This window comes from Bradyrhizobium sp. BRP19, assembly GCF_020194195.1.
Classification (GTDB): domain Bacteria; phylum Pseudomonadota; class Alphaproteobacteria; order Rhizobiales; family Xanthobacteraceae; genus Bradyrhizobium; species Bradyrhizobium yuanmingense.
Genome location: NZ_JADYVZ010000003.1, coordinates 394,426 through 413,542, shown reverse-complemented (window position 1 = coordinate 413,542; position 19,117 = coordinate 394,426). Strand labels below are relative to the sequence as shown.

The 19,117-nt window shown below is 63.5% G+C and carries 22 protein-coding genes; 16 read left to right on the top strand and 6 right to left on the bottom strand.

What is annotated here, in order from left to right:
* The first annotated feature begins 112 nt into the window (after nt 1-112).
* Both kdpF and I6F36_RS12235 read left to right on the top strand, forming a co-directional pair.
* Nucleotides 113-652 (top strand): K(+)-transporting ATPase subunit F, encoded by a 540-nt coding sequence (kdpF, locus tag I6F36_RS12240; protein ID WP_225141147.1) that lies wholly within the window; start codon nt 113-115, stop codon nt 650-652.
* Nucleotides 653-682: 30 nt separating this feature from the next.
* Complete coding sequence (locus I6F36_RS12235) at nt 683-1,096, top strand: VOC family protein (RefSeq protein WP_035998505.1); 414 nt, start codon at nt 683-685, stop codon at nt 1,094-1,096.
* A gap of 197 nt (nt 1,097-1,293) precedes the next feature.
* On the opposite strand, the gene I6F36_RS12230 is transcribed toward I6F36_RS12235, so the two are convergent.
* From I6F36_RS12230 to I6F36_RS12215, 4 genes are all read right to left on the bottom strand, one after another.
* Nucleotides 1,294-1,644, bottom strand: a complete 351-nt coding sequence (locus I6F36_RS12230; RefSeq protein WP_036041329.1) for a hypothetical protein — start codon at nt 1,642-1,644, stop codon at nt 1,294-1,296.
* A 396-nt stretch (nt 1,645-2,040) separates the two neighbouring features.
* Nucleotides 2,041-2,478: a hypothetical protein gene (locus I6F36_RS12225; protein ID WP_035998510.1), complete on the bottom strand. Its 438-nt coding sequence runs from the start codon at nt 2,476-2,478 to the stop codon at nt 2,041-2,043.
* Nucleotides 2,479-2,592: 114 nt separating this feature from the next.
* Entirely contained in the window at nt 2,593-3,381 is a 789-nt protein-coding gene (locus tag I6F36_RS12220) for an SDR family NAD(P)-dependent oxidoreductase (RefSeq protein WP_225126324.1), read from the bottom strand.
* Between the two features lie 300 nt (nt 3,382-3,681).
* The gene (locus tag I6F36_RS12215) at nt 3,682-5,346 is read right to left on the bottom strand and encodes a PAS domain-containing methyl-accepting chemotaxis protein (protein WP_225126322.1); all 1,665 of its coding nucleotides are present in this window, start codon (nt 5,344-5,346) and stop codon (nt 3,682-3,684) included.
* A gap of 416 nt (nt 5,347-5,762) precedes the next feature.
* Here I6F36_RS12215 and I6F36_RS12210 point away from each other — a divergent pair, with 416 nt between their 5' ends.
* The 6 genes from I6F36_RS12210 to I6F36_RS39675 all read left to right on the top strand — a co-directional run bounded on the left by I6F36_RS12210 (nt 5,763) and on the right by I6F36_RS39675 (nt 8,790).
* Entirely contained in the window at nt 5,763-6,167 is a 405-nt protein-coding gene (locus tag I6F36_RS12210) for a YciI family protein (protein WP_035998515.1), read from the top strand.
* A 48-nt stretch (nt 6,168-6,215) separates the two neighbouring features.
* Entirely contained in the window at nt 6,216-6,581 is a 366-nt protein-coding gene (locus tag I6F36_RS12205; protein WP_036021849.1) for a YciI family protein, read from the top strand.
* Nucleotides 6,582-6,793: 212 nt separating this feature from the next.
* A complete protein-coding gene (locus tag I6F36_RS12200) occupies nt 6,794-7,534 on the top strand; it encodes a TetR/AcrR family transcriptional regulator (RefSeq protein WP_057028075.1) in 741 nt (246 codons plus the stop codon).
* Between the two features lie 121 nt (nt 7,535-7,655).
* Complete coding sequence (locus tag I6F36_RS12195; protein WP_035998538.1) at nt 7,656-8,147, top strand: DUF2852 domain-containing protein; 492 nt, start codon at nt 7,656-7,658, stop codon at nt 8,145-8,147.
* A 254-nt stretch (nt 8,148-8,401) separates the two neighbouring features.
* A complete protein-coding gene (locus I6F36_RS12190) occupies nt 8,402-8,659 on the top strand; it encodes a hypothetical protein (protein WP_057028074.1) in 258 nt (85 codons plus the stop codon).
* Nucleotides 8,656-8,790 (top strand): hypothetical protein, encoded by a 135-nt coding sequence (locus I6F36_RS39675; RefSeq protein ID WP_271542926.1) that lies wholly within the window; start codon nt 8,656-8,658, stop codon nt 8,788-8,790. Before I6F36_RS12190 ends, I6F36_RS39675 begins: the two co-directional genes overlap by 4 nt.
* Nucleotides 8,791-8,823: 33 nt before the next feature.
* Here the strand turns inward: I6F36_RS39675 and I6F36_RS12185 are convergent, their stop codons facing one another.
* The gene (locus I6F36_RS12185; RefSeq protein WP_057028073.1) at nt 8,824-9,987 is read right to left on the bottom strand and encodes a fatty acid desaturase; all 1,164 of its coding nucleotides are present in this window, start codon (nt 9,985-9,987) and stop codon (nt 8,824-8,826) included.
* Nucleotides 9,988-10,242: 255 nt separating this feature from the next.
* Between I6F36_RS12185 and I6F36_RS12180 the strand changes: the two genes are divergently transcribed.
* Nucleotides 10,243-11,013, top strand: a complete 771-nt coding sequence (locus tag I6F36_RS12180; RefSeq protein ID WP_225126320.1) for a DapH/DapD/GlmU-related protein — start codon at nt 10,243-10,245, stop codon at nt 11,011-11,013.
* Between the two features lie 7 nt (nt 11,014-11,020).
* On the opposite strand, the gene I6F36_RS12175 is transcribed toward I6F36_RS12180, so the two are convergent.
* A complete protein-coding gene (locus I6F36_RS12175; RefSeq protein ID WP_035998550.1) occupies nt 11,021-11,539 on the bottom strand; it encodes a DUF2231 domain-containing protein in 519 nt (172 codons plus the stop codon).
* 421 nt (nt 11,540-11,960) lie between these two features.
* Between I6F36_RS12175 and tolQ the strand changes: the two genes are divergently transcribed.
* The 7 genes from tolQ to I6F36_RS12140 all read left to right on the top strand — a co-directional run bounded on the left by tolQ (nt 11,961) and on the right by I6F36_RS12140 (nt 19,023).
* Nucleotides 11,961-12,677 carry a protein TolQ gene (gene tolQ, locus I6F36_RS12170; protein WP_008546343.1) on the top strand — a complete coding sequence of 239 codons (717 nt, stop codon included), beginning with the start codon at nt 11,961-11,963 and terminating at the stop codon, nt 12,675-12,677.
* 43 nt (nt 12,678-12,720) lie between these two features.
* On the top strand, nt 12,721-13,173 hold the full coding sequence (gene tolR / locus I6F36_RS12165) for a protein TolR (protein ID WP_036021864.1): 453 nt from the start codon (nt 12,721-12,723) through the stop codon (nt 13,171-13,173).
* Nucleotides 13,174-13,177: 4 nt separating this feature from the next.
* The gene (locus tag I6F36_RS12160; RefSeq protein WP_225171498.1) at nt 13,178-14,137 is read left to right on the top strand and encodes a protein TolA; all 960 of its coding nucleotides are present in this window, start codon (nt 13,178-13,180) and stop codon (nt 14,135-14,137) included.
* A gap of 30 nt (nt 14,138-14,167) precedes the next feature.
* Nucleotides 14,168-15,514, top strand: coding sequence for a Tol-Pal system beta propeller repeat protein TolB (tolB, locus tag I6F36_RS12155; RefSeq protein WP_225171497.1), 1,347 nt, complete (start codon nt 14,168-14,170; stop codon nt 15,512-15,514).
* 78 nt (nt 15,515-15,592) lie between these two features.
* Complete coding sequence (locus I6F36_RS12150) at nt 15,593-15,736, top strand: hypothetical protein (RefSeq protein ID WP_193760487.1); 144 nt, start codon at nt 15,593-15,595, stop codon at nt 15,734-15,736.
* 36 nt (nt 15,737-15,772) lie between these two features.
* Nucleotides 15,773-18,094, top strand: a complete 2,322-nt coding sequence (locus I6F36_RS12145) for a bifunctional diguanylate cyclase/phosphodiesterase (protein WP_036021865.1) — start codon at nt 15,773-15,775, stop codon at nt 18,092-18,094.
* Nucleotides 18,095-18,261: 167 nt separating this feature from the next.
* Nucleotides 18,262-19,023 (top strand): hypothetical protein, encoded by a 762-nt coding sequence (locus I6F36_RS12140; RefSeq protein WP_035998571.1) that lies wholly within the window; start codon nt 18,262-18,264, stop codon nt 19,021-19,023.
* Nucleotides 19,024-19,117 lie beyond the last annotated feature (94 nt).

Genomic DNA, 19,117 nt, shown 5'->3' with positions numbered 1-19,117 from the left:
CTGTTTCCACGCCAGGACGTGGGGTGCGCAGTGCGCCAAAGAATTTCTGTCCCATTGTCGGGCCGGGGCCTCCCCCGTTCGTCCTAGGCTCCGTATCCACGGAGAGCCATCCATGCTGAAAGCCATTGCCGTCATCGCCATCGTTCTCGCCGCCGGCCTTGCCGCGGTCCTCGTCTTCGCCCTGACGAAACCCGACACGTTCCGTGTGGAACGCTCGCTGGCCGTCAGGGCACCGGCCGCTGTGATCTATCCGCTGGTTGCCGATTTCCATCGCTGGACCGCCTGGTCGCCGTATGAGACCCGCGATCCCGCCATGAAGCGGACGTTCGGCGGAACCGCGGCAGGGAAGGGTGCGACCTATGCCTGGGAAGGCAACAACAAGGTCGGCGCCGGCCATATGGAGATCCTGGAGGCGAACGGCCCCTCCAAGCTCCGCATCAAGCTTGATTTCGAGCGGCCGTTCGAAGGCCACAACACCGCCGAGTTCACCTTTGTGCCGCAAGGCGATGCCACACTCGTCACATGGGTAATGTACGGTCCGGCCCCGTTCCTGTCCAAGCTGATGCAGGTGTTCTTCAACATGGACAGCATGATCGGCAAGGATTTCGAGACCGGCCTCGCCGGCCTGAAGAAGCTCACCGAGAAGCAATAAGCCTCACTGCAAACGAAGAGGAGAGAAACGATGCTCAATCCCTATCTGTTCTACCAGGACAATTGCGAAGCAGCGTTCAACTATTACGCCAAGGTTCTCGGCGGCAAGATCGACGCGATGATGCGCGCATCGGATGCTCCGCCGGAGGTGCCGGCTACGCCCGGCCGCGAGAAGATGATCATGCATGCGCGGATGTCACTGCCGGACGGCACGGTATTGATGGCCTCCGACTCGCCGGCCGAGCATTTCCAGAAGCCGCAGGGCTTTGCAATCTCGCTTACGGTCAAGGACCCCGCGGATGGTGAGCGCAAGTTCAACGCGCTTGCCGACGGCGGCAGCGTCACCATGCCCTTCAGCAAGACGTTCTGGGCCAAGGGCTTCGGCATGTGTGTCGACAAGTTCGGCATTCCCTGGATGGTGAATTGCCCGGCCGAGGGCATGTGATAGGAGCATGATCCGGAAAAGTGTGAAGCGGTTTTCCGAAAAGATCATGCTCAAACAACAACCTAAAGCGCGATGACGATTTATCCTATCGCATCGCGCTTTGGGCGCGACCGTCACGTTGCGATCCCCTCTCTCCAATGCTGCGGGAGAGGGGACGTACGTTTCGTTACGTCAGGCGCCGATCAGCCGTTGTCCTTTCACCGGATTGATCCGGTGACGTCCTCGGGCGGCGGCGACGATTCCACGCAGCGAGGACAGATCACGAGCTTGGCGCCCAGCTTCCTGTCGTTCTCCGCCTGTATCTCGTCCTGGACCGCCCACCACGCCTCGGAATAGGGGCGCAATGTGCCGAGCACTTTTTCGCGCTCCTGATTGGGATCACTTGCCGCCGGCGCGCCGGTCGTGACGCGCCGCTTGGCCACATGCGGACGGTTCGGATCCTTGCCGAGGCCATCCCATGCAATGGCGCGGCGTTCCTGCGCTGGCGCCTCTGCGCATCCGATCAGCGCTGTGCAAAAAGTGAGCACGATCAAGCCGTGTCGAATCATGCCGGGCTTTTGCCTCCACAATCGGCGCGCAGAATCTGCGTGAGACACGCGCATCGTCGGTTCAATGGAACTCAAAGGCAAAACAAACTTGCCGGCATGGCCGAATATGAGTCGTGCTTTCGCATCACTTTGCGGACGCAGTGAGGCCGCTTCGTGAAGCGAGCTGCATCGCACAACAATTGGCGCAAGATTGGGCTGTGCTCTGCACGTCAGAATCGTTATTGGTGAGTCATAAAAGCTACAAACTGGGATGGACGTCACTTGCAAGGGGAGCGACCGATGGCGGCGGCGCTACAGATCAACTTTGCTCTTTGGGGAATGCTCATTTGCGCCAGCGCGAAGCTGGCGCCAGTGATCCAGACGCTTTTTTGAAAGCGGTGGCGGCTGCCGGCTGTATCAGCGGCAACGCGGATAGATCGCGGCGAGATCGCGCCCCTTCAACAGCAGCAACCGCGAGGTCAGACCGCCACGTCGGCTGATCCAGTCGCGCACCGGACCGGGATAGGCGGCAAGCACCGCGACCGATGCTTCCGGCTCGGCATAGAAGCGGCCGCGCCGGTCAACCGAGCGTGCGGCATGGAAGCCGAGCACGGCGCGCTTGGTGACGCAGATGCGCTCGCCCGGCACGATGCTCAGCACCAGCGTGCAGGCGGACAGGCAGGGGCCGTCGATCACCACGCGCTCGCCACTGTCGCGGACCTTTTCGAACAGATCGAGGAACGGCCCGACCTGTCCGCCCGGGGACTGGATGATGCGGATCTCGGCCGCCGCAGGCGCGGCGGCGAGCAGCGCGGATGCAAGCATCAGAGCTTTGAGGAAGGTGATGCGTTGCATGAACTCTCCACCAACTCGCTTTCGTAGGGTGGGCAAAGCGTAGCGTGCCCACCATCCGCACCGCAAATTTGGGATCGGCGCGTTGCGCCTTTGCCCACCCTACAAATCCTGCGCCTACCCGTTGCGCCTTTGCCCGCGCAGCGTCGGCAGGCCGATGCCCGCCGCATCGAAGCCGCCGTCCACGGCCAAAATTTGGCCGGTGATGTAGCTCGCGCGGCCCGAGCACAGGAAATAGATCGCTTCCGCGAGTTCCTCTTCCAGGCCGTAGCGGTTGAGCGGAATGGCGTCGTGATAGTCGGCGCGGATCTCCTTGGTGTGCACCTGCTTCGCCATCGCGGTGTCGACCGGCCCCGGTGCGACCGCGTTGACGCGGATGTTGAGGGAGGCGAGCTCGACCGCGAGCTGCTTGGTAAGGTGTGCAAGGCCTGCTTTGCTGGTGCCGTAGGCCGAGCGCAGCGTCGAAGCGCGCACGGCTGAGATCGAGGTGATGTTGACGATGGCGCCGCCACCACCGTCGCGCATCAGGGGCACCGCCGCCTTGGTGCAGAGGAACGGTCCGGTGAGGTTGACCTCGAGCACGCGGCGCCAGTCGGCATCCGACGTCTCCATCAGCGGCGCGAACACCGCGATGCCGGCATTGTTGACCAGCGCGTCCAGCCGGCCGAACCGCCGCTCGATCGTCGTCATTGCGGTGCTGACGGCCGCCGCGTCGGCTACGTCGCAAGTGATCGCCAGCGCGTCATGGCGATTTTCCAGCGCGGCTACCGCGCTTGCCTGCAGGTCGCCATCGATGTCGAGCAGCGCCACGCGCCAGCCCTCGGCGAGAAACTTCTTCGCCGTGGCCAGCCCAATACCGCGGGCGGCGCCGGTGACGAGGGCAACTTTTTGCGGGGCTTGCGACATGGAGAATCTGTCCTCGGGCAAAGGGCGTGCTTGAGCTTGCGCTCCTTCTACTGCGCTTTTGTCCGAGGGCGAAAGCCCCATGCTGGTCGAGCCGGTCGCTTGTACGCCCGGAGGCCGCGAAGGCCTACCTGTAGTCGAGATAGGAGTGAGGGAACAAACGGCCTCGCTCCTTGCTCCGTCATTGCGAGCGCAGCGAAGCAATCCAGATTGCCGCCGCGGAGGGGATTCTGGATTGCTTCGCTGCGCTCGCAATGACTCTGTGCAGACAGCGAGCGCTCAGGATGGGGATAAAGCGGGCGCCTAGGCCAGTTCCGCCGAGGCCCGCTGCATGTTGGCGGACATGTCCGATGTCACGATGCTCTGCTCCTCGACGGCGGCGGCGGTGGAGGCGATGAACTCGTTGACGCCGGCGATCGCGGCCTTGATCGCGGTGAGCGAGTTGGCGACGTCGCCCGAGATGACGTTCAGGGCTTCGATTTCGGAGGTGATCGTGTCGGTCGCCTGCTTGGCCTGGTTCGCGAGGTTCTTCACCTCTGAGGCGACCACCGCAAAGCCGCGGCCGGCCTCGCCCGCACGCGCCGATTCGATCGTGGCGTTGAGTGCGAGAAGGTTGATCTGGCCGGTGATGCCCGAAATCATCTCCACGATGCCGCTCATGGCTTGCGCAGCTGCGGCAAGCTTCTGAGCCTGACTGTCTGCGGATTCGGCCCGCGTCGTCGCGACCTTGGAGGTTTCGCGCGACTTCGCCATGGTCTCCGAGATCTCGCGGATCGAGGCGCTCATCTGTTCGCTGCCGGCCGCGACAGCCTCGATCAGTCCGCGGGCATTGTCGGCTTTCTTGCGGCCGATCGCCTGCGCGGTGATGTCGGTGGCGTACTTCACCACCTTGTAAGGCTTGCCGTTGAGATCGAAGATCGGGTTGTAGGAGGCCTGGATCCAGATTTCTCGCCCGCCCTTGGCGATACGCTTGTATTCGGCGGCCTGATATTCGCCGCGATTGAGGGTCTCCCAGAACTGGCGATAGGCCGCCGAATTCTTCTCGCTCGGGTCGACGAACATCGAGTGGTGCTGGCCCTTGATCTCCGCCAGCGAGTAACCCATCGCCTTCAGGAAATTGTCGTTGGCGGTGCGGATCGTGCCGTCCATGTTGAACTCGATCACGGCCTGCGACTTCTGGATCGCGGCGAGCTGACCGTTATTGTCGGCGGCCTGCATCTTCTGCGCGGTAACGTCGGTTGCGAACTTCACCACCTTGAACGGCTTGCCGTTCTCGTCGAGGATTGGATTGTAGGTGGCGATGATCCAGATCTCCTTGCCGCCCTTGCCGAGCCGCTTGTATTCGGCCGCCTCGAACTCGCCGCGGTTCAGCTTGGCCCAGAACGCCGCATAGGCGGGGCTTGCGCGGTCCTCGGGTGTCACGAACATGCTGTGGTGCTTGCCCTTGATCTCGTCGAGCGAGTAACCCACCGCCTTCAGGAAATTTTCATTTGCGGTGACGATGGTGCCGTCCATGTTGAACTCGATCACCGCCTGCGCGCGATTGATCGCGGCGATCTTGCCGGAATCCTCCATGGTCTTGATCTTGTACGCGGTGATGTCGGTGGCGAACTTGATGAAGCTGACCACCTTGCCGTTCTCGTCGCGTAGCGGGGCGTAGGAGGCGTGGACCCAGACTTCCTTGCCGCCCTTGCCGAAACGTTTGTATTGGGTGGTCTGAAATTCACCCCGGTTGAGGCTGGCCCAGAAGTCGCGATAGCGGGCGCTCTCGCGCTCGGCCGGGCTGACGAAGATACTGTGGTGCTTGCCCTTGATCTCGGCGAGCGTATAGCCGCTCATTTTCAATAGGTTTTCGTTGGCATCGAGGATGGTGCCATCGAGTCCGAATTCGATTACGGCCTGCGACTGATCGAGCGCCTCGACTTCCGCGAGGGCGTGCCTGACCTTCTTGCTTTGGAAATTGAACACGTGAGCTCCGCAATATTACAGGTGGCAATTGGGAGGACTGGCGACCTTTTCTCCAATCGAAAAGTTGCATGCGCGTCTTGACCATCTGTAAACCCTCATGCGCCCTATGAATTCGGGCGAGTTCACGTGTTTGGGCTATCTCCTTCAATCAAAACGGTTTCTAGCCATGTATGCACGTTGAGATACATATCGTCTTCCGTATTCCTACGGGAATGAAACGCGCATGATTTTTCGCGCCCTTGCTGCCGGGCCCGCGCGAATGGCCGACAGGGCGTCGTGAAATCACCTGGCGCAGCCGGGTCGGCCCCGGAAATTTTCTCACGTCGCATGTCGCTTCCCTGAAAGTCCGTTCGTCTTGGAGGGGAGGGCAGACGGCTTTGCCGCGCTCTCCCCGACAATGAAGGCAAGGAACTCCCATGCGATTCATGATGCTGATGATCCCGCTCGGCTACGAGAACGCGCCGCCGGAGCTGCAGCTCGATCCCGAGCGCGTCGCCGCGATGATGCGCTACAACGAGGCGCTGAAGGACGCAGGCGTGCTGATCACGCTCGATGGGCTGCACCCGCCGTCGACCGGGGCGCGCGTCTCGTTTGCGACCGGCCAGCCCATCGTCACCGACGGGCCCTTCGCGGAAGCCAAGGAAGTCCTGGGCGGTTATTGGATGATCGAGGTCGCCTCGCGCGCCGAGGCGATCGCCTGGGCCAAGAAATGTCCCGCTTCAGCCAACGAGATCATCGAGGTCCGCCAGGTGCAGGAGATGGCCGACTACTCGCCCGAAGTGCAGGAGATCGTCGCCGGGTTTGGCGACCTGAAGACGTAGACGAGACGGCGGCTGCGCGATTCCCAATCAACCCTGAGGAGAAAACCCATGAGCACCGAACACAAATTTCTCGCCGTCTATCTCGGCAGCACGAGCGGATCGAAAATGGCGGCGTGGCGCGCGCTGCCCGAGGCCGAGCGGAAGGCGAAGGAGCAGGAGGGGATGGCCGCCTGGCACGGCTGGGTCGAGAAGCACAAGTCCGTGATCGTCGAGATGGGCGGCCCGCTCGGCAAGACCCGCAGGATCGACGGGAGCGGCATCACCGAGGTCAGCAACGCGCTGACCGGTTTCACGGTGGTGCGCGCCGCCTCGCAGGAGGACGCTGCAAAGCTGTTCGAGAACCATCCGCATTTTGCGATCTTCCCGGGCGAGGCGATCGAAGTCATGCCCGTGCTGCCGATTCCGGAGATGTAGCCCTGAACGAATAGGTATCCGGGCGGCCAAGTGGGCCGTCATTCCGGGGCGGTCCGCAGGACCGAACCCGGAATCTCGACATTCTCAGGTGCGCAAGCGCGCACCATAGTTCGGCTCTGTGAGCCGCCCGGAATGACTGCGGAGAATACGGGTTAATCACGAGCGATTCCCGCTAGTGACCTTGAAGCCCGGCTCATGTAAAGCTCGTTCACATGAGCTGGCGCAAGGAGCAGCGCCGCGCCGAGCGCGGCTATCACCACGGCAATCTGAAGGAAGCCCTGTTGCAGGCGGCCCTCGGGCTGATCGCCGAGAAGGGGGCGGCCGGCTTCACCTTCGCCGATGCCGCGCGCATGGCCGGAGTCAGTGCGGCGGCGCCCTACCGGCATTTCCGCGACCGTGACGAGCTGCTGTCCTCGATCGCCCAGCGCGGTTTCGAGCAGTTCGAGGCGCGCCTGTCGGCGGCCTGGGACGACGGGCGGCCCGACACCGTCACCGCCTTCGAGCGCGTCGGCAAGGCCTATCTCGCCTTTGCCCGCGCGGAGCCGGCCTTCTACAACGCGATGTTCGAATCGGGCGTGCCGGTCGATGCCAATCCCGCACTTCAGGCGGCCAGCGAACGCGCCTTCAACATCATTCGAGCCGCAGCCGAGCGGCTCGCCGCACTGACGCCGCCCGGCACACCCCGCCCGCCGGCGATGATGATGGCGCTGCACATCTGGTCGATGTCGCATGGCGTGGCCTCGCTGTTTTCCCGCGGCGATGCTGCGCGACGCAAGCTGCCGATGTCGCCGGACGAGCTGCTGGAGGCCGAGGTGCTGATCTATCTGCGCGGCCTCGGCTTCCCGATCGACCGCCGTCCTCCGGCCAGGGGCGCCGAGCCGCCGCCGGTGCCGCCGGAGGCTCCCTCCGGTTCGGGCCTGCCGCCCGGCAGCCCCTGGGGCAAGCCGAAATAAGATTGCGCAAGTAATCACGCGGGCGTGTCTTGCTGCCAGCTTGACAAAATCGCGGGATGGTCTAGCTATGTAAATGTTATTTACATTCACAACGGCGCTGGTGCCGTGATGGAGAAGGGAAATGGCCTACACCGCTGATGTCAATCGCTGGCGCGGCCCGTCGGACCAACAGCAATATTACGAGCGCCCCCGCATGCTGGACACGCCCTGGCATCCCGGCTGGATCGCCGTGACCATTCTCGGCTTCATCATCTGGTGGCCGATCGGACTTGCCCTCCTCTTTTTCACACTCGGGAGCAGAAGAATGTCGTGCTGGAGCAATCAGGATCGCTGGCAGAACAAGATGGAAAAGATGCAGTACAAGATGGATCGCATGCGCGACCGCATGGAGCGCCGCGGCTTCGGCTTTGGCTTCGGCCCGCCGTCCTCCGGCAACCGCGCCTTCGACGAGTATCGCAGTGAGACACTGCGCCGGCTCGAGGAAGAGCAGGTCGAGTTCAAGAACTTCCTCGACCGCCTGCGTCACGCCAAGGACAAGGAAGAGTTCGATCAGTTCATGGCGCAGCACAAGACGCGTCCGACCCCGCCGCCGACCGACCAGCAGCAGGGCTGATCCGAAGAATTACACCTCTCAAAGCCTTCAGGCGCATGCCCCCAAAGTCCTGATGGCCCCGAGCCGCCCGTCTGCGCAATCCGCAGGCGGGCGGTTTGGCTTATGTCACACTTCGATGGTCGTCCTGGCGATGCGAAGCGCCTGCGAGGGCTTTGCGAGGCCCATCACGCAGATGTGCAGGATCGATAGAACCCGGACCGCGCGAGCACCGACCAAGCCTTGACTGCGCCTCCGCGGCGCCGACGGGCACGATCATGACCAATATTGAACGCAAACAAATCAGCCAGCGCCTCGCATTGTTCGAGCGCGCGGCCGTGTTGTTCGAGCGCTTCGGCCCGGTCGTCCCGGTGGCGATCGCGTTCCTCAATGGATGGCCCACGGAAGTTCAGCTCTACCCGGAGTGGCAGCTCGGTGAGTCCTGGCGGTTGTTTCTTAGCGCCTATCTATATTGGGGCGCATCGTACGCACTCAGCCGCGCGGTGTCGTTCGCGAAGGGAAGTATCGTCCCATGATCCTGCTCCGCGATTTCGCGCTTTTCGTCCTGCCCGTGCTGATCGCCGCAGGCGGCTGGCTCTATGCGCTCAGCCTCCGCAAGCAGGCTGACCCCGGCCGCGCCCGCGATGGACGCGCCCCGGCAGCATGACCGCTGCCGGCCGGTGTCGCATGGCGTGAAGCTTCAGCGCGCCGTGGCGAGTTGCGCGTGAACCGAGGCCAGGAAGTATTCGTAGGCGTGGTCGACGATCTCGTTGAGCGAACGCGTTCGCGCGAACATCGCCTTGGCTTCCGCGAGAAACTCCTCGCGTGTCGGGATCTTCGGCAGATGCAGATGCGTCAGCGCGTCGACACCTTCATGCGCGCGATTGAGGATGTCGTGCAGCGTCGGCAGCTGCAACTGGGCGAGATCGGCCCGGCGGCGTGCCGACGAGATCGCATGCGCCAGGGTTTGCGCATCGAACCGTCCGGCGAGCTCGCGGGCCGCCCGCTGGATGACCCGCGCGCCGAGCGGCTGCTCGTTGCGCAGCACCTGTTCGGGCGGCGCCTTCATGTTCCAGACGACGCCGATCCACGACAGCAGCGTCAGGATGTAATAGGTCACGTCGACCTCCCACCAGCGAAAGCCCTGTCGCACGCTGCTCTGATAGGCGTGGTGATTGTTGTGCCAGCCCTCACCGAGCGTGACCAATGCCAGCAGCCAGTTGTTACGGGAATCATCGCCGGTCACGTAGCGCTTGCGCCCGTGCACATGGGCAAGCGAATTGATGCAGAAGGTCGCGTGATAGACCAGCACCGTGCTCCAGAGGAAGCCGACCACCAGACCCGACCATCCTGCGACCAGGAAGCAGAGCCCTGCCAGCACGAAGGCCGGCAGCAGCTCCAGCCGATGCAGCCACATCAGCTCGGGATAGGCGGCGAGATCGCCGACCTTCACGAGGTCGGTTGCGTCGTGCTGCCGGTAAAAGATCCAGCCGAGATGGCTATAGAGGAAGCCGCGGTGACGCGGTGAATGCACGTCGTTTTCAGTGTCGGAATGCAGGTGATGGTGGCGATGCTTGGCGGCCCACCACAACACGCTCTTCTGGGCGCTGCTTTGCGCAAGGCAGGCCAGGATGAACTGAAACACCCGGCTGGTCGCAAACGCCCGATGCGAGAAATAGCGATGGTAGCCGGCTCCGATCGCGAACATCCGCAAGCAATAGAGTGAGACGCAGATCGCGACCGCCTCCCAGGTGACGCCCGACCAGATTGCCGCAAGGCAGCCGAGATGGACCAGCAGGAACGGCAGGGCGGATGGATACATGATGTCGTCGTGCTGGTCGTCGGCGGGGGCGTTGAGCGGCATATTTGAGCGTGACCTCGGATGACGTGGATTCGGAACTGGCCGGCAGCTTGACGTCCGGCGGGTACCAAAACCCGCGGATGCCACCGCGGGCTTCGGCCGAAGGCTGGCCGCAGCTCTCTGGCAAGCAAGCCCGTAGCCTTACGGGGAGCATGGCGCACAGGTGGCCGCGCGTGTTGCCGACGCCAATTGGCGCGCAGGCGGCCTGCGTCCTATATTCGACAGCGAGAAGCAAGCGTCAAAACACCGCAGGCGGCAATGCGGACGGAGACTGCGATCGTGGCGAGCGACATCCTCTGGCAGGAGATACGCGGCGAGGCGCGGCGCGCCGCAGCGGCGGATCCCGTCTTCGGCAAGGCTGTCGCCGATGCCATCCTTGCCCATGACGATTTTACCGCTGCCTTGGCCGATCTGATCGGGCGTCGGCTGGGCGGCAGCGCCGCCGATCGCGAGCGCTTCACGACGTTTTCCCGCGATGCCTTTCGCGGCCAACCGGATCTGGTCGAAGCGGCCGGCCGCGATCTGCGCGCCATCGTGCTCCGTGATCCCGCCATCGCCGGATTGTTGCCGCCGCTGCTGCACTTCAAGGGCTATGTCGCGCTGCAGTCCTGGCGCGTCTCGCACTGGCTATGGCGTCATGATCATCGTGATGCGGCGCTGCTGTTGCAGAACGAGGCTTCGAACGTCCTGCAGGTCAGCATTCATCCGGCCGCGAGCCTCGGCTCGTCGGTTTATCTCGATCATGCCACCGGCATCGTGATCGGTGCCAATGTCGTCATCGGCGACGAGGTGACCATCCTTCAGAATGTCAGCATCGGACGCCATGGCGACCTGCCGATGCGCTCGCCTCGCATCGGTCGCGGCGTGTTCATCGGCTCCGGCGCGACCATCCTCGGCGACATCGAGATCGGCGACTTCGCCAAGATCGGCGCCGGGACTGTCGTGACCGGTGACGTGCCTGGCGGCTGCACCGCAATCGGCAATCCCGCGCGGCTCACCAATTGCCTTGCGGCCGCTTCGTCCGCTTGACTGTCGCTCAGGCGGCGCGGCGGTGGCTTTCGCCGCCATGATGCGGGTTGACCGGCTCCGAGCTGGTCTGGCCCGGCGCATCCAGCACCGCGACGTGGTGGCGATAGACCATTTCCCAGCCCTTCCATCCCGTGAACAGGAGGATGCCGACCACGACCAGGGACAGCACGACGCCCCAGGGCTTGATCGCCGCCTCCGCGCCTTGGGCGTAGCGGAGATAGAAATTGACAAGGGCCAGCACCACCGCCGCGAGATTGCCGACCATGTGGTACCAGGCATCGTTCAGGCGGCGGATGCGTGGCTCGCTGAAGAAGTCGGTGAAGCCGGCTGCGGCGGCAACCAGCGCCATGACGATGCCGGCGCCGATCAGCCACATCGCGGCGCGTGCCCAAAAACCGTCGCCGGTTCCGATGAAGGCCAGATCGGCGATGGGAGCGCCGACCAGGAACGCGACGGGGAACGGAATCAGCATGGGGTGGAGCGGGTGATCGCCGATCGCGGCGGTCGTCTTGGGGTTGATGGACATGGCAGGACCTCGCTGAGAGTGATTTTCCGGACAATTTTCGGCACGAGAGCAGGTTCCTCCGGCCGGTGCGTCCGGAACACGGGATCCGGGGTCCATCCCCCTGCACGGACTGTCTTTCCTGCAACCAAATGCGCCGCCGGTAACCCCGCATTAACCATCGGCGGGCTCTGGTATGTGCGGACAGGCGTGCCCGGAGCCCGACGTCAAGGCCTGGGGTCGAGGCCCCTTAGTTTTGACATCTTGGCGGGGAATGCAGGCGGCCGGCTTTGACGAGCCTTTGGACGAGCCCTGCACCCCAGAAAGACAAGGCTTTGAGCGGGCTTGCCCGCCGCGCGGGTCCAGCGCGGCTGTTGGGGAACACCGGCCGCGATTTGCTGGCCGAAGGACATTAGGTAACGATCGCCTTGAGAGGATACTGCTTATGAATCCGGCCGAATTGGCTCAGTCAGCCCTTCCGGTTGCTGCCTCCGCCGACGTGTCGCTGATCGCGCTGTTCTGGCAGGCTCACTGGATCGTGAAAGCGGTGATGCTGGGGCTTCTGGCCTGCTCGGTCTGGGTCTGGGCGATCGCCATCGACAAGATCTTTCTCTACGCGCGCACGCGCCGCTCGATGGACCGGTTCGAGCAGGCGTTCTGGTCCGGCGAGTCGATCGAGGAGCTCTATCGCACGCTATCGGCCAAGCCGACGCATTCAATGGCGGCGTGCTTTGTGGCGGCGATGCGCGAGTGGAAGCGCTCGTTCGAGAGCCATGCCCGCTCGGTCGCAGGGCTGCAGATGCGCATCGACAAGGTGATGAACGTCTCGATCGCGCGCGAGGTCGAGCGGCTGGAACGGCGCCTTCTGGTGCTGGCGACCGTCGGCTCCGCCGGCCCCTTCGTCGGCCTGTTCGGCACGGTCTGGGGCATCATGTCGAGCTTCCAGTCGATCGCGGCGTCGAAAAATACCTCTCTGGCGGTGGTCGCCCCCGGTATCGCCGAGGCGCTGTTTGCGACCGCCGTCGGCCTTATCGCCGCCATTCCTGCCACTATTTTCTACAATAAGTTCACCTCGGAGGTGAACCGGCAGGCCCAGCGGCTCGAGGGCTTTGCTGATGAATTTTCAGCCATTCTGTCTCGTCAGATCGACGAGCGGGGCTGACGGACGGCATGTATAGTGTGAAGGGCAATCTGGGCACGCGATCATGGCCATGAACGTTGCGAGTTCGTCCGGCGGCGGCGGGCGCCGCGGCCGGCGCAAGCCGGTTGTGGCCGAGATCAACGTCACGCCGATGGTCGACGTCATGCTGGTGCTGCTCATCATCTTCATGGTGTCGGCACCGATGTTGACGGTCGGCGTCCCGCTCGACCTGCCCCAGACCAGTGCCAAGAGCCTCGAAAACAACGACCAGAAGCCGATCCAGATGTCGGTCGACATCAAGGGCAAGGTGTTCATCAACGACACCGAGATTGCGCTGAACGAGCTGATCCCGAAGCTGAAGGCGATCACCGATGCGCGCGGCGGCCTCGAGGAACGCATCTATCTGCGCGCCGACAAGAAGGCGGATTACGGCACCGTGGCCAAGGTGATGGGCCAGCTCTCGGGCGCCGGATTCAAGAAGCTGGCGCTCGTCACGGAAGCGGATCAGGGGTCTTGAGGCCGTGAAGGTGAACGTCGACAAGACACTCGTTGCGTCGATTGCCCTGCATGTCCTCGTGCTGGGATGGGGGCTCGTCACCTTCAGCAGCAAGGCCTACATCGCTACGCAGGAATCGCTTCCGATCGACATCATCTCCTCCGATCAGCTCGCCAAGATGATGGCGGGGCAGAAGACCGGCAAGAAGGAGGAGCCGAAGCCGAAGGTCGAGAAGATCGCGGAGCCCAAGCCCGAGGAAGACGCCGTCGGCAAGGTCACCGAGAAGAAAGAGCTGATCAAGACCAACTCCCAGCCGGAGCCGCCGCCGAAGCCGGTCGAGAAGCCGGTGGAGAAGAAGCCGGAGCCGCCGAAGCCCGTGGCGGAGGCCAAGCCGAAGGAAGAGCCGAAGCCGCAGGAAAAGAAGCCTGATCCGGCCAAGGAAGATCCGATCGCCGAGCTGCAGAAGAAGATGGAGACCAAGAAGCCGCCGCCGAAGCCCGTGGAGCAGAAGGTCGCGGCGGTGCAGCCGCAGCAGCAGCCCAAGCCCAAGGAGCGCACCTTCGACCCCGCGCAGATCCAGCGCGACCTCGACAAGCGCGCCGCGACCCGGCACGAGCAGACCGGCTCGGCGTTGAATGCATCAGCCTCGCTGGGCACAGCGACAGGGACGGCCGCCAACAACGTCGCGACTTGGCAGGGAGCTTTCGTCGCTGCCGTCAAGCACTGCTTCAATTTCCCTTATGATGCTCAGGACAGGGATCAGTTTACGGCCGACATAGACATTCAGATGCGCCCCGACGGCACGCTCGCATCAGCGCCTGTGATTGTCGCGATTCGAGGACCGTCTCGGGCAATTGCAAATGCGATGGCGGAGAGTGCCAAGCGTGCGATCCAACAGTGTCAGGCCTACACGTTCTTGCCCAAAGCTCAGTACGACACTTGGAAAACGATTGCGCTGACTTTCGATATGAAAGATCAGCAGTAGATGAGACATGAATTAACTCAGGTGAACAAGATGCCATTTCTGACGCGACGTGGATTCATCGCGGCCGCGGGATCGTCAGTCACCCTGCTGGCCGGAGGCGCCGCGACAGCGCAGGGGCGACTTCAAGTCAGTCCCGGCGGATTTCAGCCCATCTCGATCGCGATCAGCAACTTCGTGCCCGGCTCGCCCTCCGACAGCGACGTCGCTAACGGTGTCACGCAGGTCATCACCAACAACCTGAAGCGCTCGGGCCTGTTCGCGCCGATCGACCAGGCCGCCTTCATTGAGCGCATCAGCAACATCGACGTCGCGCCGCAATTCGAGAACTGGAAGACCATCAACGCGCAGGCTTTGGTCACCGGTCGCATGACGCGGCAGCCGGACGGCCGCCTGAAGGCCGAATTCCGCCTGTGGGACGTCCTCTCCGGACAGCAGCTCGCGGGCCAGCAATATTTCACCTCGCCGGAATATTGGCGCCGCATCGCCCACATCATCTCCGATCAGATCTATGAGAAGTTGACCGGCGAGAAGGGCTATTTCGACAGCCGAGTCGTGTTCGTCGACGAGACCGGGCCGAAGGAGCGCCGCGTCAAGCGGCTCGCGATCATGGACCAGGACGGCGCCAATGTGCGCTATCTGACCCGCGGCTCCGACCTCGTGCTGACCCCGCGCTTCTCGCCGAACTCGCAAGAGATCACCTACATGGAGTTCGGCCAGGGTGATCCGAAGGTCTATCTCTACAACATCGAGACCGGCCAGCGCGAGATCGTCGGCAACTTCCCCGGCATGACCTTTGCGCCGCGCTTCTCGCCGGACGGCCAGCGCGTCATCATGAGCCTGCAGCAGGGCGGCAATTCCAACCTGTTCGTGATGGATCTGCGCTCGCGTTCGACCACGCGTCTCACCGACACGCCGGCGATCGACACCTCGCCGTCCTATTCGCCCGATGGCAGCCGCATCTGCTTCGAGTCCGATCGTGGCGGCAGGTCGCAGATCTACGTGATGAGTGCGGGCGGCGGACAGGCGCAGCGCATCTCCTTCTCCAAGGATGACACCAACGCCAGCTATTCGACGCCGGTGTGGTCGCCGAAGGGCGACTACATCGCCTTCACCCGGCAGGGCGGCGGGCAGTTCGCGATCGGCGTCATGAAGCCCGACGGCTCGGGCGAGCGGCTGCTCACCTCCGGCTTTCACAACGAAGGCCCGACCTTCTCGCCGAACGGCCGCGTGCTGATGTTCTTCCGCGATCCCGGCGGCAATGGCGGGCCGTCGCTGTACTCGGTCGACATCTCCGGCCGCAACGAATTGAAGGTGCCGACGCCGGGCTTTGCCTCGGACCCGGCATGGTCGCCGCTGTTGTCCTCGACCTCGGGCTGACAACGGCGCAGTTGAAACATCGCGCGTTCAGACGCGCGATGTTTTCGAAAAACCGCGCCGATTTTTTCCGAGTTTGCCGTGAACGGCAACACTTCCTTCACCTTGCGCCCGGCAAGGCTTGCCTACCTGCTTGATATTCCAGCAGAAATCATTTCGCTATTGCCGAAAAACAACCCGACTTTAACGATGTTCCCTCAGAAAAGCTTCATCTCGGCTGGGTAAGACTACGCGCTGAACAGGACGCGCGTACAAACCAAAATGCAGTTCGCAAGCCAGAGCGGAGAGCAGGGGCAGCCGCCGCCGGTCAATCCGGCGGCGCAGATCGATTCGCTCTTTGAAGCGCCCGGACCGCTGCTGGCCGGTCTCATCTTCGTGTCGATCGGTGCTGCGCTGACTGCGCTGAAGACAGGTGAGCCCCTGATTTGGGCGTGCGTGGCGCTGCTCGTCTTGGCCGGAACGGTGCGGGCGATCGATTTGCGTCGCTATCAGGGACGCAAGTCGAGCGTGACCGCGGAGGCGGCCAAACGCTGGCAGGCGCGGTATCAGATCGGCGCGAAGATCCAGGCCGCGGCGATCGGCATCTGGTGCGGCACGACTCTGCTCGCCACCGACGACGCGGTCGCGCATATGATTGCCCTGTCGGTCACGACAGGCATTGCCGCAGGGGGAGCGGGAAGGGCGTACGGACGACCGTCGATCTTCCATCTGCAGGCGCTGCTCATTTTCGCGCCGGCGGTGCTGGCATTGGCGTGGCGCGGCACGCCCTACTACATCGCGATGGCCGTTGTGAGCGCGGCCTTCCTGCTGGCGATCATGCAGCTCTCGGTCAACTTGCACCGGATCTTCATGGGCGCCGTGGTGGCGCGCGAGCGCGAAGCCGCACTTGCGGGCCAGTTCGATACCGCCCTCAACAACATGCCGCACGGTCTTTGCATGTTCCATCGCGATGGCCAGCTCGCGGTGATGAATCACCGCTTCGCGGCGATGATGAACCTGCCCGACCATCTGCCTCGGAGCGGCGCCAGCGCGCGCGACATCATCGCGGCATGCGTGCAGGCAAGATCCATCTCGAGCGCGGACGGCGAGCATATCGTCGCCGGCATCGAAAGTTCGCGGGAGAAGGAGATCATCACCGCCGAGGCGAACCTGGAGCGAAATCGGTCGCTGTGCTGGACCGTTCAGCCGATGGCGGACGGAGGGGCGGTGCTGCTGCTCGAGGACATCACCGAGCGGCGCAACGCCGAGGCCAAGATCACCCATCTTGCGCGATACGACGACCTGACGGCGTTGCCGAACAGGGTCAACTTCCGCGACCAGATCGAGCACCTGCTGGCTGTCTCCCACGATGCGGCGCAGCTCTCCGCGCTGCTGTTCATCGACCTCGACCAGTTCAAGCAGGTCAACGACACGCTGGGCCATCCCTGCGGCGACCAGCTCCTGTGCGCCGTCGCCAACCGCCTGCGCGAGATGCTGCGCCCCGAGGATTTCGTCGCCCGGTTCGGCGGCGACGAGTTCGTCGTGTTCCAGCAGAACCTCACGTCGCCCGAGGATGCCGCGGCACTCGCCCGCCGCATCGTCGAGCGGTTGAGCGAGCGGTACCGCATCGACAATCATCTGGTCGAGATCGGCGCCAGCGTCGGCATCGCGCTGACCTCGCCGGAGGGCACCAGCGCCGACACGCTGCTCAAGAACGCCGACATGGCGCTGTACCGCGCCAAAGCCGACGGCCGCGGCACCTATTGTTTCTTCCGCGACGAGATGGCCGCGACCGTCGAGGCGCGCCGCATCCTCGAGCTCGACCTGCGCAAGGCGCTCGCCAACGAGGAATTCGAGCTGTTCTTCCAGCCCCTGGTCAATCTGAGGTCCGGCAAGATCACCACCTGCGAAGCGCTGCTGCGCTGGAATCATCCGGTGCGCGGCACGGTCTCGCCGGTCGACATCATCCCGGTCGCCGAGGACATGGGCCTGATCGTCGATCTCGGCCGCTGGATCCTGCGCCGCGCCTGCATGGAATGCATGAAGTGGCCGGAGGGTGTCAGCGTCGCCGTCAACTTCTCGCCGCAGCAATTCCACCAGCGCGACGTCCTGAGCGAAATCCGCTACGCGCTCGAAGTGTCGGGCCTGCCGGCGCATCGTCTGGAGATCGAGATCACCGAGTCCTCGCTGCTGCGCAACACCCAGCTCACCCACGACATCCTGTCGCAATTGCATGCGCTCGGCGTGCGCATCTCGCTCGACGATTTCGGCACCGGCTACTCCAGCCTCAGCTACCTGCACAATTTCCCGATGCAGAAGGTGAAGATCGATCGCTCCTTCCTCGAAGGCATCGATTCCGACCGGCCGCTGACGCTGCTGCGCGGTGTCGCGCGGCTGTCCGCCGACCTCGGCATGGCCGTCGTGGTCGAAGGCATCGAGACCAACGAGCAGCTCGAGCTGATCAGCGCCGACGGCACCGTGACCGAAGGGCAGGGCTACCTGTTCAGCCGGCCCGTACCGGCGGTGCGGATCCGGCAATTGCTCAACGCCTCGCATGGTCGTCGCGTGCCCGACGACCAGCTCGCCCTCGTGTCGTCGCGATAGGCCCGATCCCTTCCCGGCAGCTCCACTCTCGCAATCGGCTCCCGTGTGCACCGTAGTCTTGCGGGCTCGCAAAGGTTAACCCTAACGATTCTATAGCTTTGCAATTCCGTTAAGGAACCATTAAGGTCTGGCTACTCGTGGAAGTTGCTTGGAGTCAGAGGTTGCAGATGAAGTCCGGAGCCGAACCGAACACGGCGCTCCTTCCACGAGGCGCCGCGTTGTTTGACCGCATCGATTATCGGCTCATCGAAACGCCCGAGGACAAGGACAACCTGTATCTGATGCGCTACCGCGCGTATCTGCAGGCCGGTCTGATCGAGCCATCACCTTCGCTGCGCGTCAGCGATCGTTTCGACGAAACGCCCAACACCTGGAATTTCGGGGTCTATGTTGACGGAGAGCTTTGCAGCTCCGTCCGCATCCATCTGCTGACGTCGGAATGGCGGATGTCCTATACCACCGAGGTGTTCGGCGACATCCTGCATCCCCGCCTCGATCGCGGCGAGGTTTTTGTCGATCCATGCCGGCTCGTTGCAGATCCCGACAAGCACCACCGTTTTCCCGAGCTGCCCTATTTGACCGTCCGCCTCGCCTTTGTCGCGTGCGATCATTTCAACGCCGACACCGGTCTTGCCATGATCCGGACCGATCATCAGGCGTTCTATCGCCGCATCTTCCTGCACGAGACCATTTCGCCGGAGCCGCGGGGCTTTCCGGGCTGGCCCACCAAGAAGGCGGTCCTGATGGCCACCGACGTCCGGCGGCAGCGGGACAAGGTGCTCGCGCGCTTTCCGATCATGCGCTCCAGCGCGTTCGAGCGGCGCATGCTGTTTGAACGCAGCATCCCCCGCCAGGCCGCCACGCGGCCGATTCTGCTCACCACGCCGCGGACCCTGGACGTGGCCTCTCAAGCGCTCGGTTCGGTCTAGGCGGGCGCTCCCCGGTCATTTCGGCCCAAAATTCCAGCAAGTGCCGGCTCTTTTGCCGGCCGACGCGGCTTGCCTTCACCCTCGCGCCACATTT

Bases quoted from the DNA above. Each gene is read 5' to 3' on its own strand.
- kdpF (WP_225141147.1), top strand. From the start codon at position 113: ATGCTGAAAGCCATTGCCGTCATCGCCATCGTTCTCGCCGCCGGCCTT.
- I6F36_RS12180 (WP_225126320.1), top strand. From the start codon at position 10,243: ATGCGGACGGAGACTGCGATCGTGGCGAGCGACATCCTCTGGCAGGAG.
- I6F36_RS12220 (WP_225126324.1), bottom strand. From the start codon at position 3,381: ATGTCGCAAGCCCCGCAAAAAGTTGCCCTCGTCACCGGCGCCGCCCGC.
- I6F36_RS12205 (WP_036021849.1), top strand. From the start codon at position 6,216: ATGAGCACCGAACACAAATTTCTCGCCGTCTATCTCGGCAGCACGAGC.
- tolR (WP_036021864.1), top strand. From the start codon at position 12,721: ATGGCCATGAACGTTGCGAGTTCGTCCGGCGGCGGCGGGCGCCGCGGC.
- I6F36_RS12140 (WP_035998571.1), top strand. From the start codon at position 18,262: ATGAAGTCCGGAGCCGAACCGAACACGGCGCTCCTTCCACGAGGCGCC.
- I6F36_RS12225 (WP_035998510.1), bottom strand. From the start codon at position 2,478: ATGCAACGCATCACCTTCCTCAAAGCTCTGATGCTTGCATCCGCGCTG.
- I6F36_RS12145 (WP_036021865.1), top strand. From the start codon at position 15,773: ATGCAGTTCGCAAGCCAGAGCGGAGAGCAGGGGCAGCCGCCGCCGGTC.
- I6F36_RS12195 (WP_035998538.1), top strand. From the start codon at position 7,656: ATGGCCTACACCGCTGATGTCAATCGCTGGCGCGGCCCGTCGGACCAA.
- I6F36_RS12175 (WP_035998550.1), bottom strand. From the start codon at position 11,539: ATGTCCATCAACCCCAAGACGACCGCCGCGATCGGCGATCACCCGCTC.
- tolB (WP_225171497.1), top strand. From the start codon at position 14,168: ATGCCATTTCTGACGCGACGTGGATTCATCGCGGCCGCGGGATCGTCA.
- tolQ (WP_008546343.1), top strand. From the start codon at position 11,961: ATGAATCCGGCCGAATTGGCTCAGTCAGCCCTTCCGGTTGCTGCCTCC.
- I6F36_RS12210 (WP_035998515.1), top strand. From the start codon at position 5,763: ATGCGATTCATGATGCTGATGATCCCGCTCGGCTACGAGAACGCGCCG.
- I6F36_RS39675 (WP_271542926.1), top strand. From the start codon at position 8,656: ATGATCCTGCTCCGCGATTTCGCGCTTTTCGTCCTGCCCGTGCTGATC.
- I6F36_RS12235 (WP_035998505.1), top strand. From the start codon at position 683: ATGCTCAATCCCTATCTGTTCTACCAGGACAATTGCGAAGCAGCGTTC.
- I6F36_RS12185 (WP_057028073.1), bottom strand. From the start codon at position 9,987: ATGCCGCTCAACGCCCCCGCCGACGACCAGCACGACGACATCATGTAT.
- I6F36_RS12200 (WP_057028075.1), top strand. From the start codon at position 6,794: ATGAGCTGGCGCAAGGAGCAGCGCCGCGCCGAGCGCGGCTATCACCAC.
- I6F36_RS12190 (WP_057028074.1), top strand. From the start codon at position 8,402: ATGACCAATATTGAACGCAAACAAATCAGCCAGCGCCTCGCATTGTTC.
- I6F36_RS12230 (WP_036041329.1), bottom strand. From the start codon at position 1,644: ATGATTCGACACGGCTTGATCGTGCTCACTTTTTGCACAGCGCTGATC.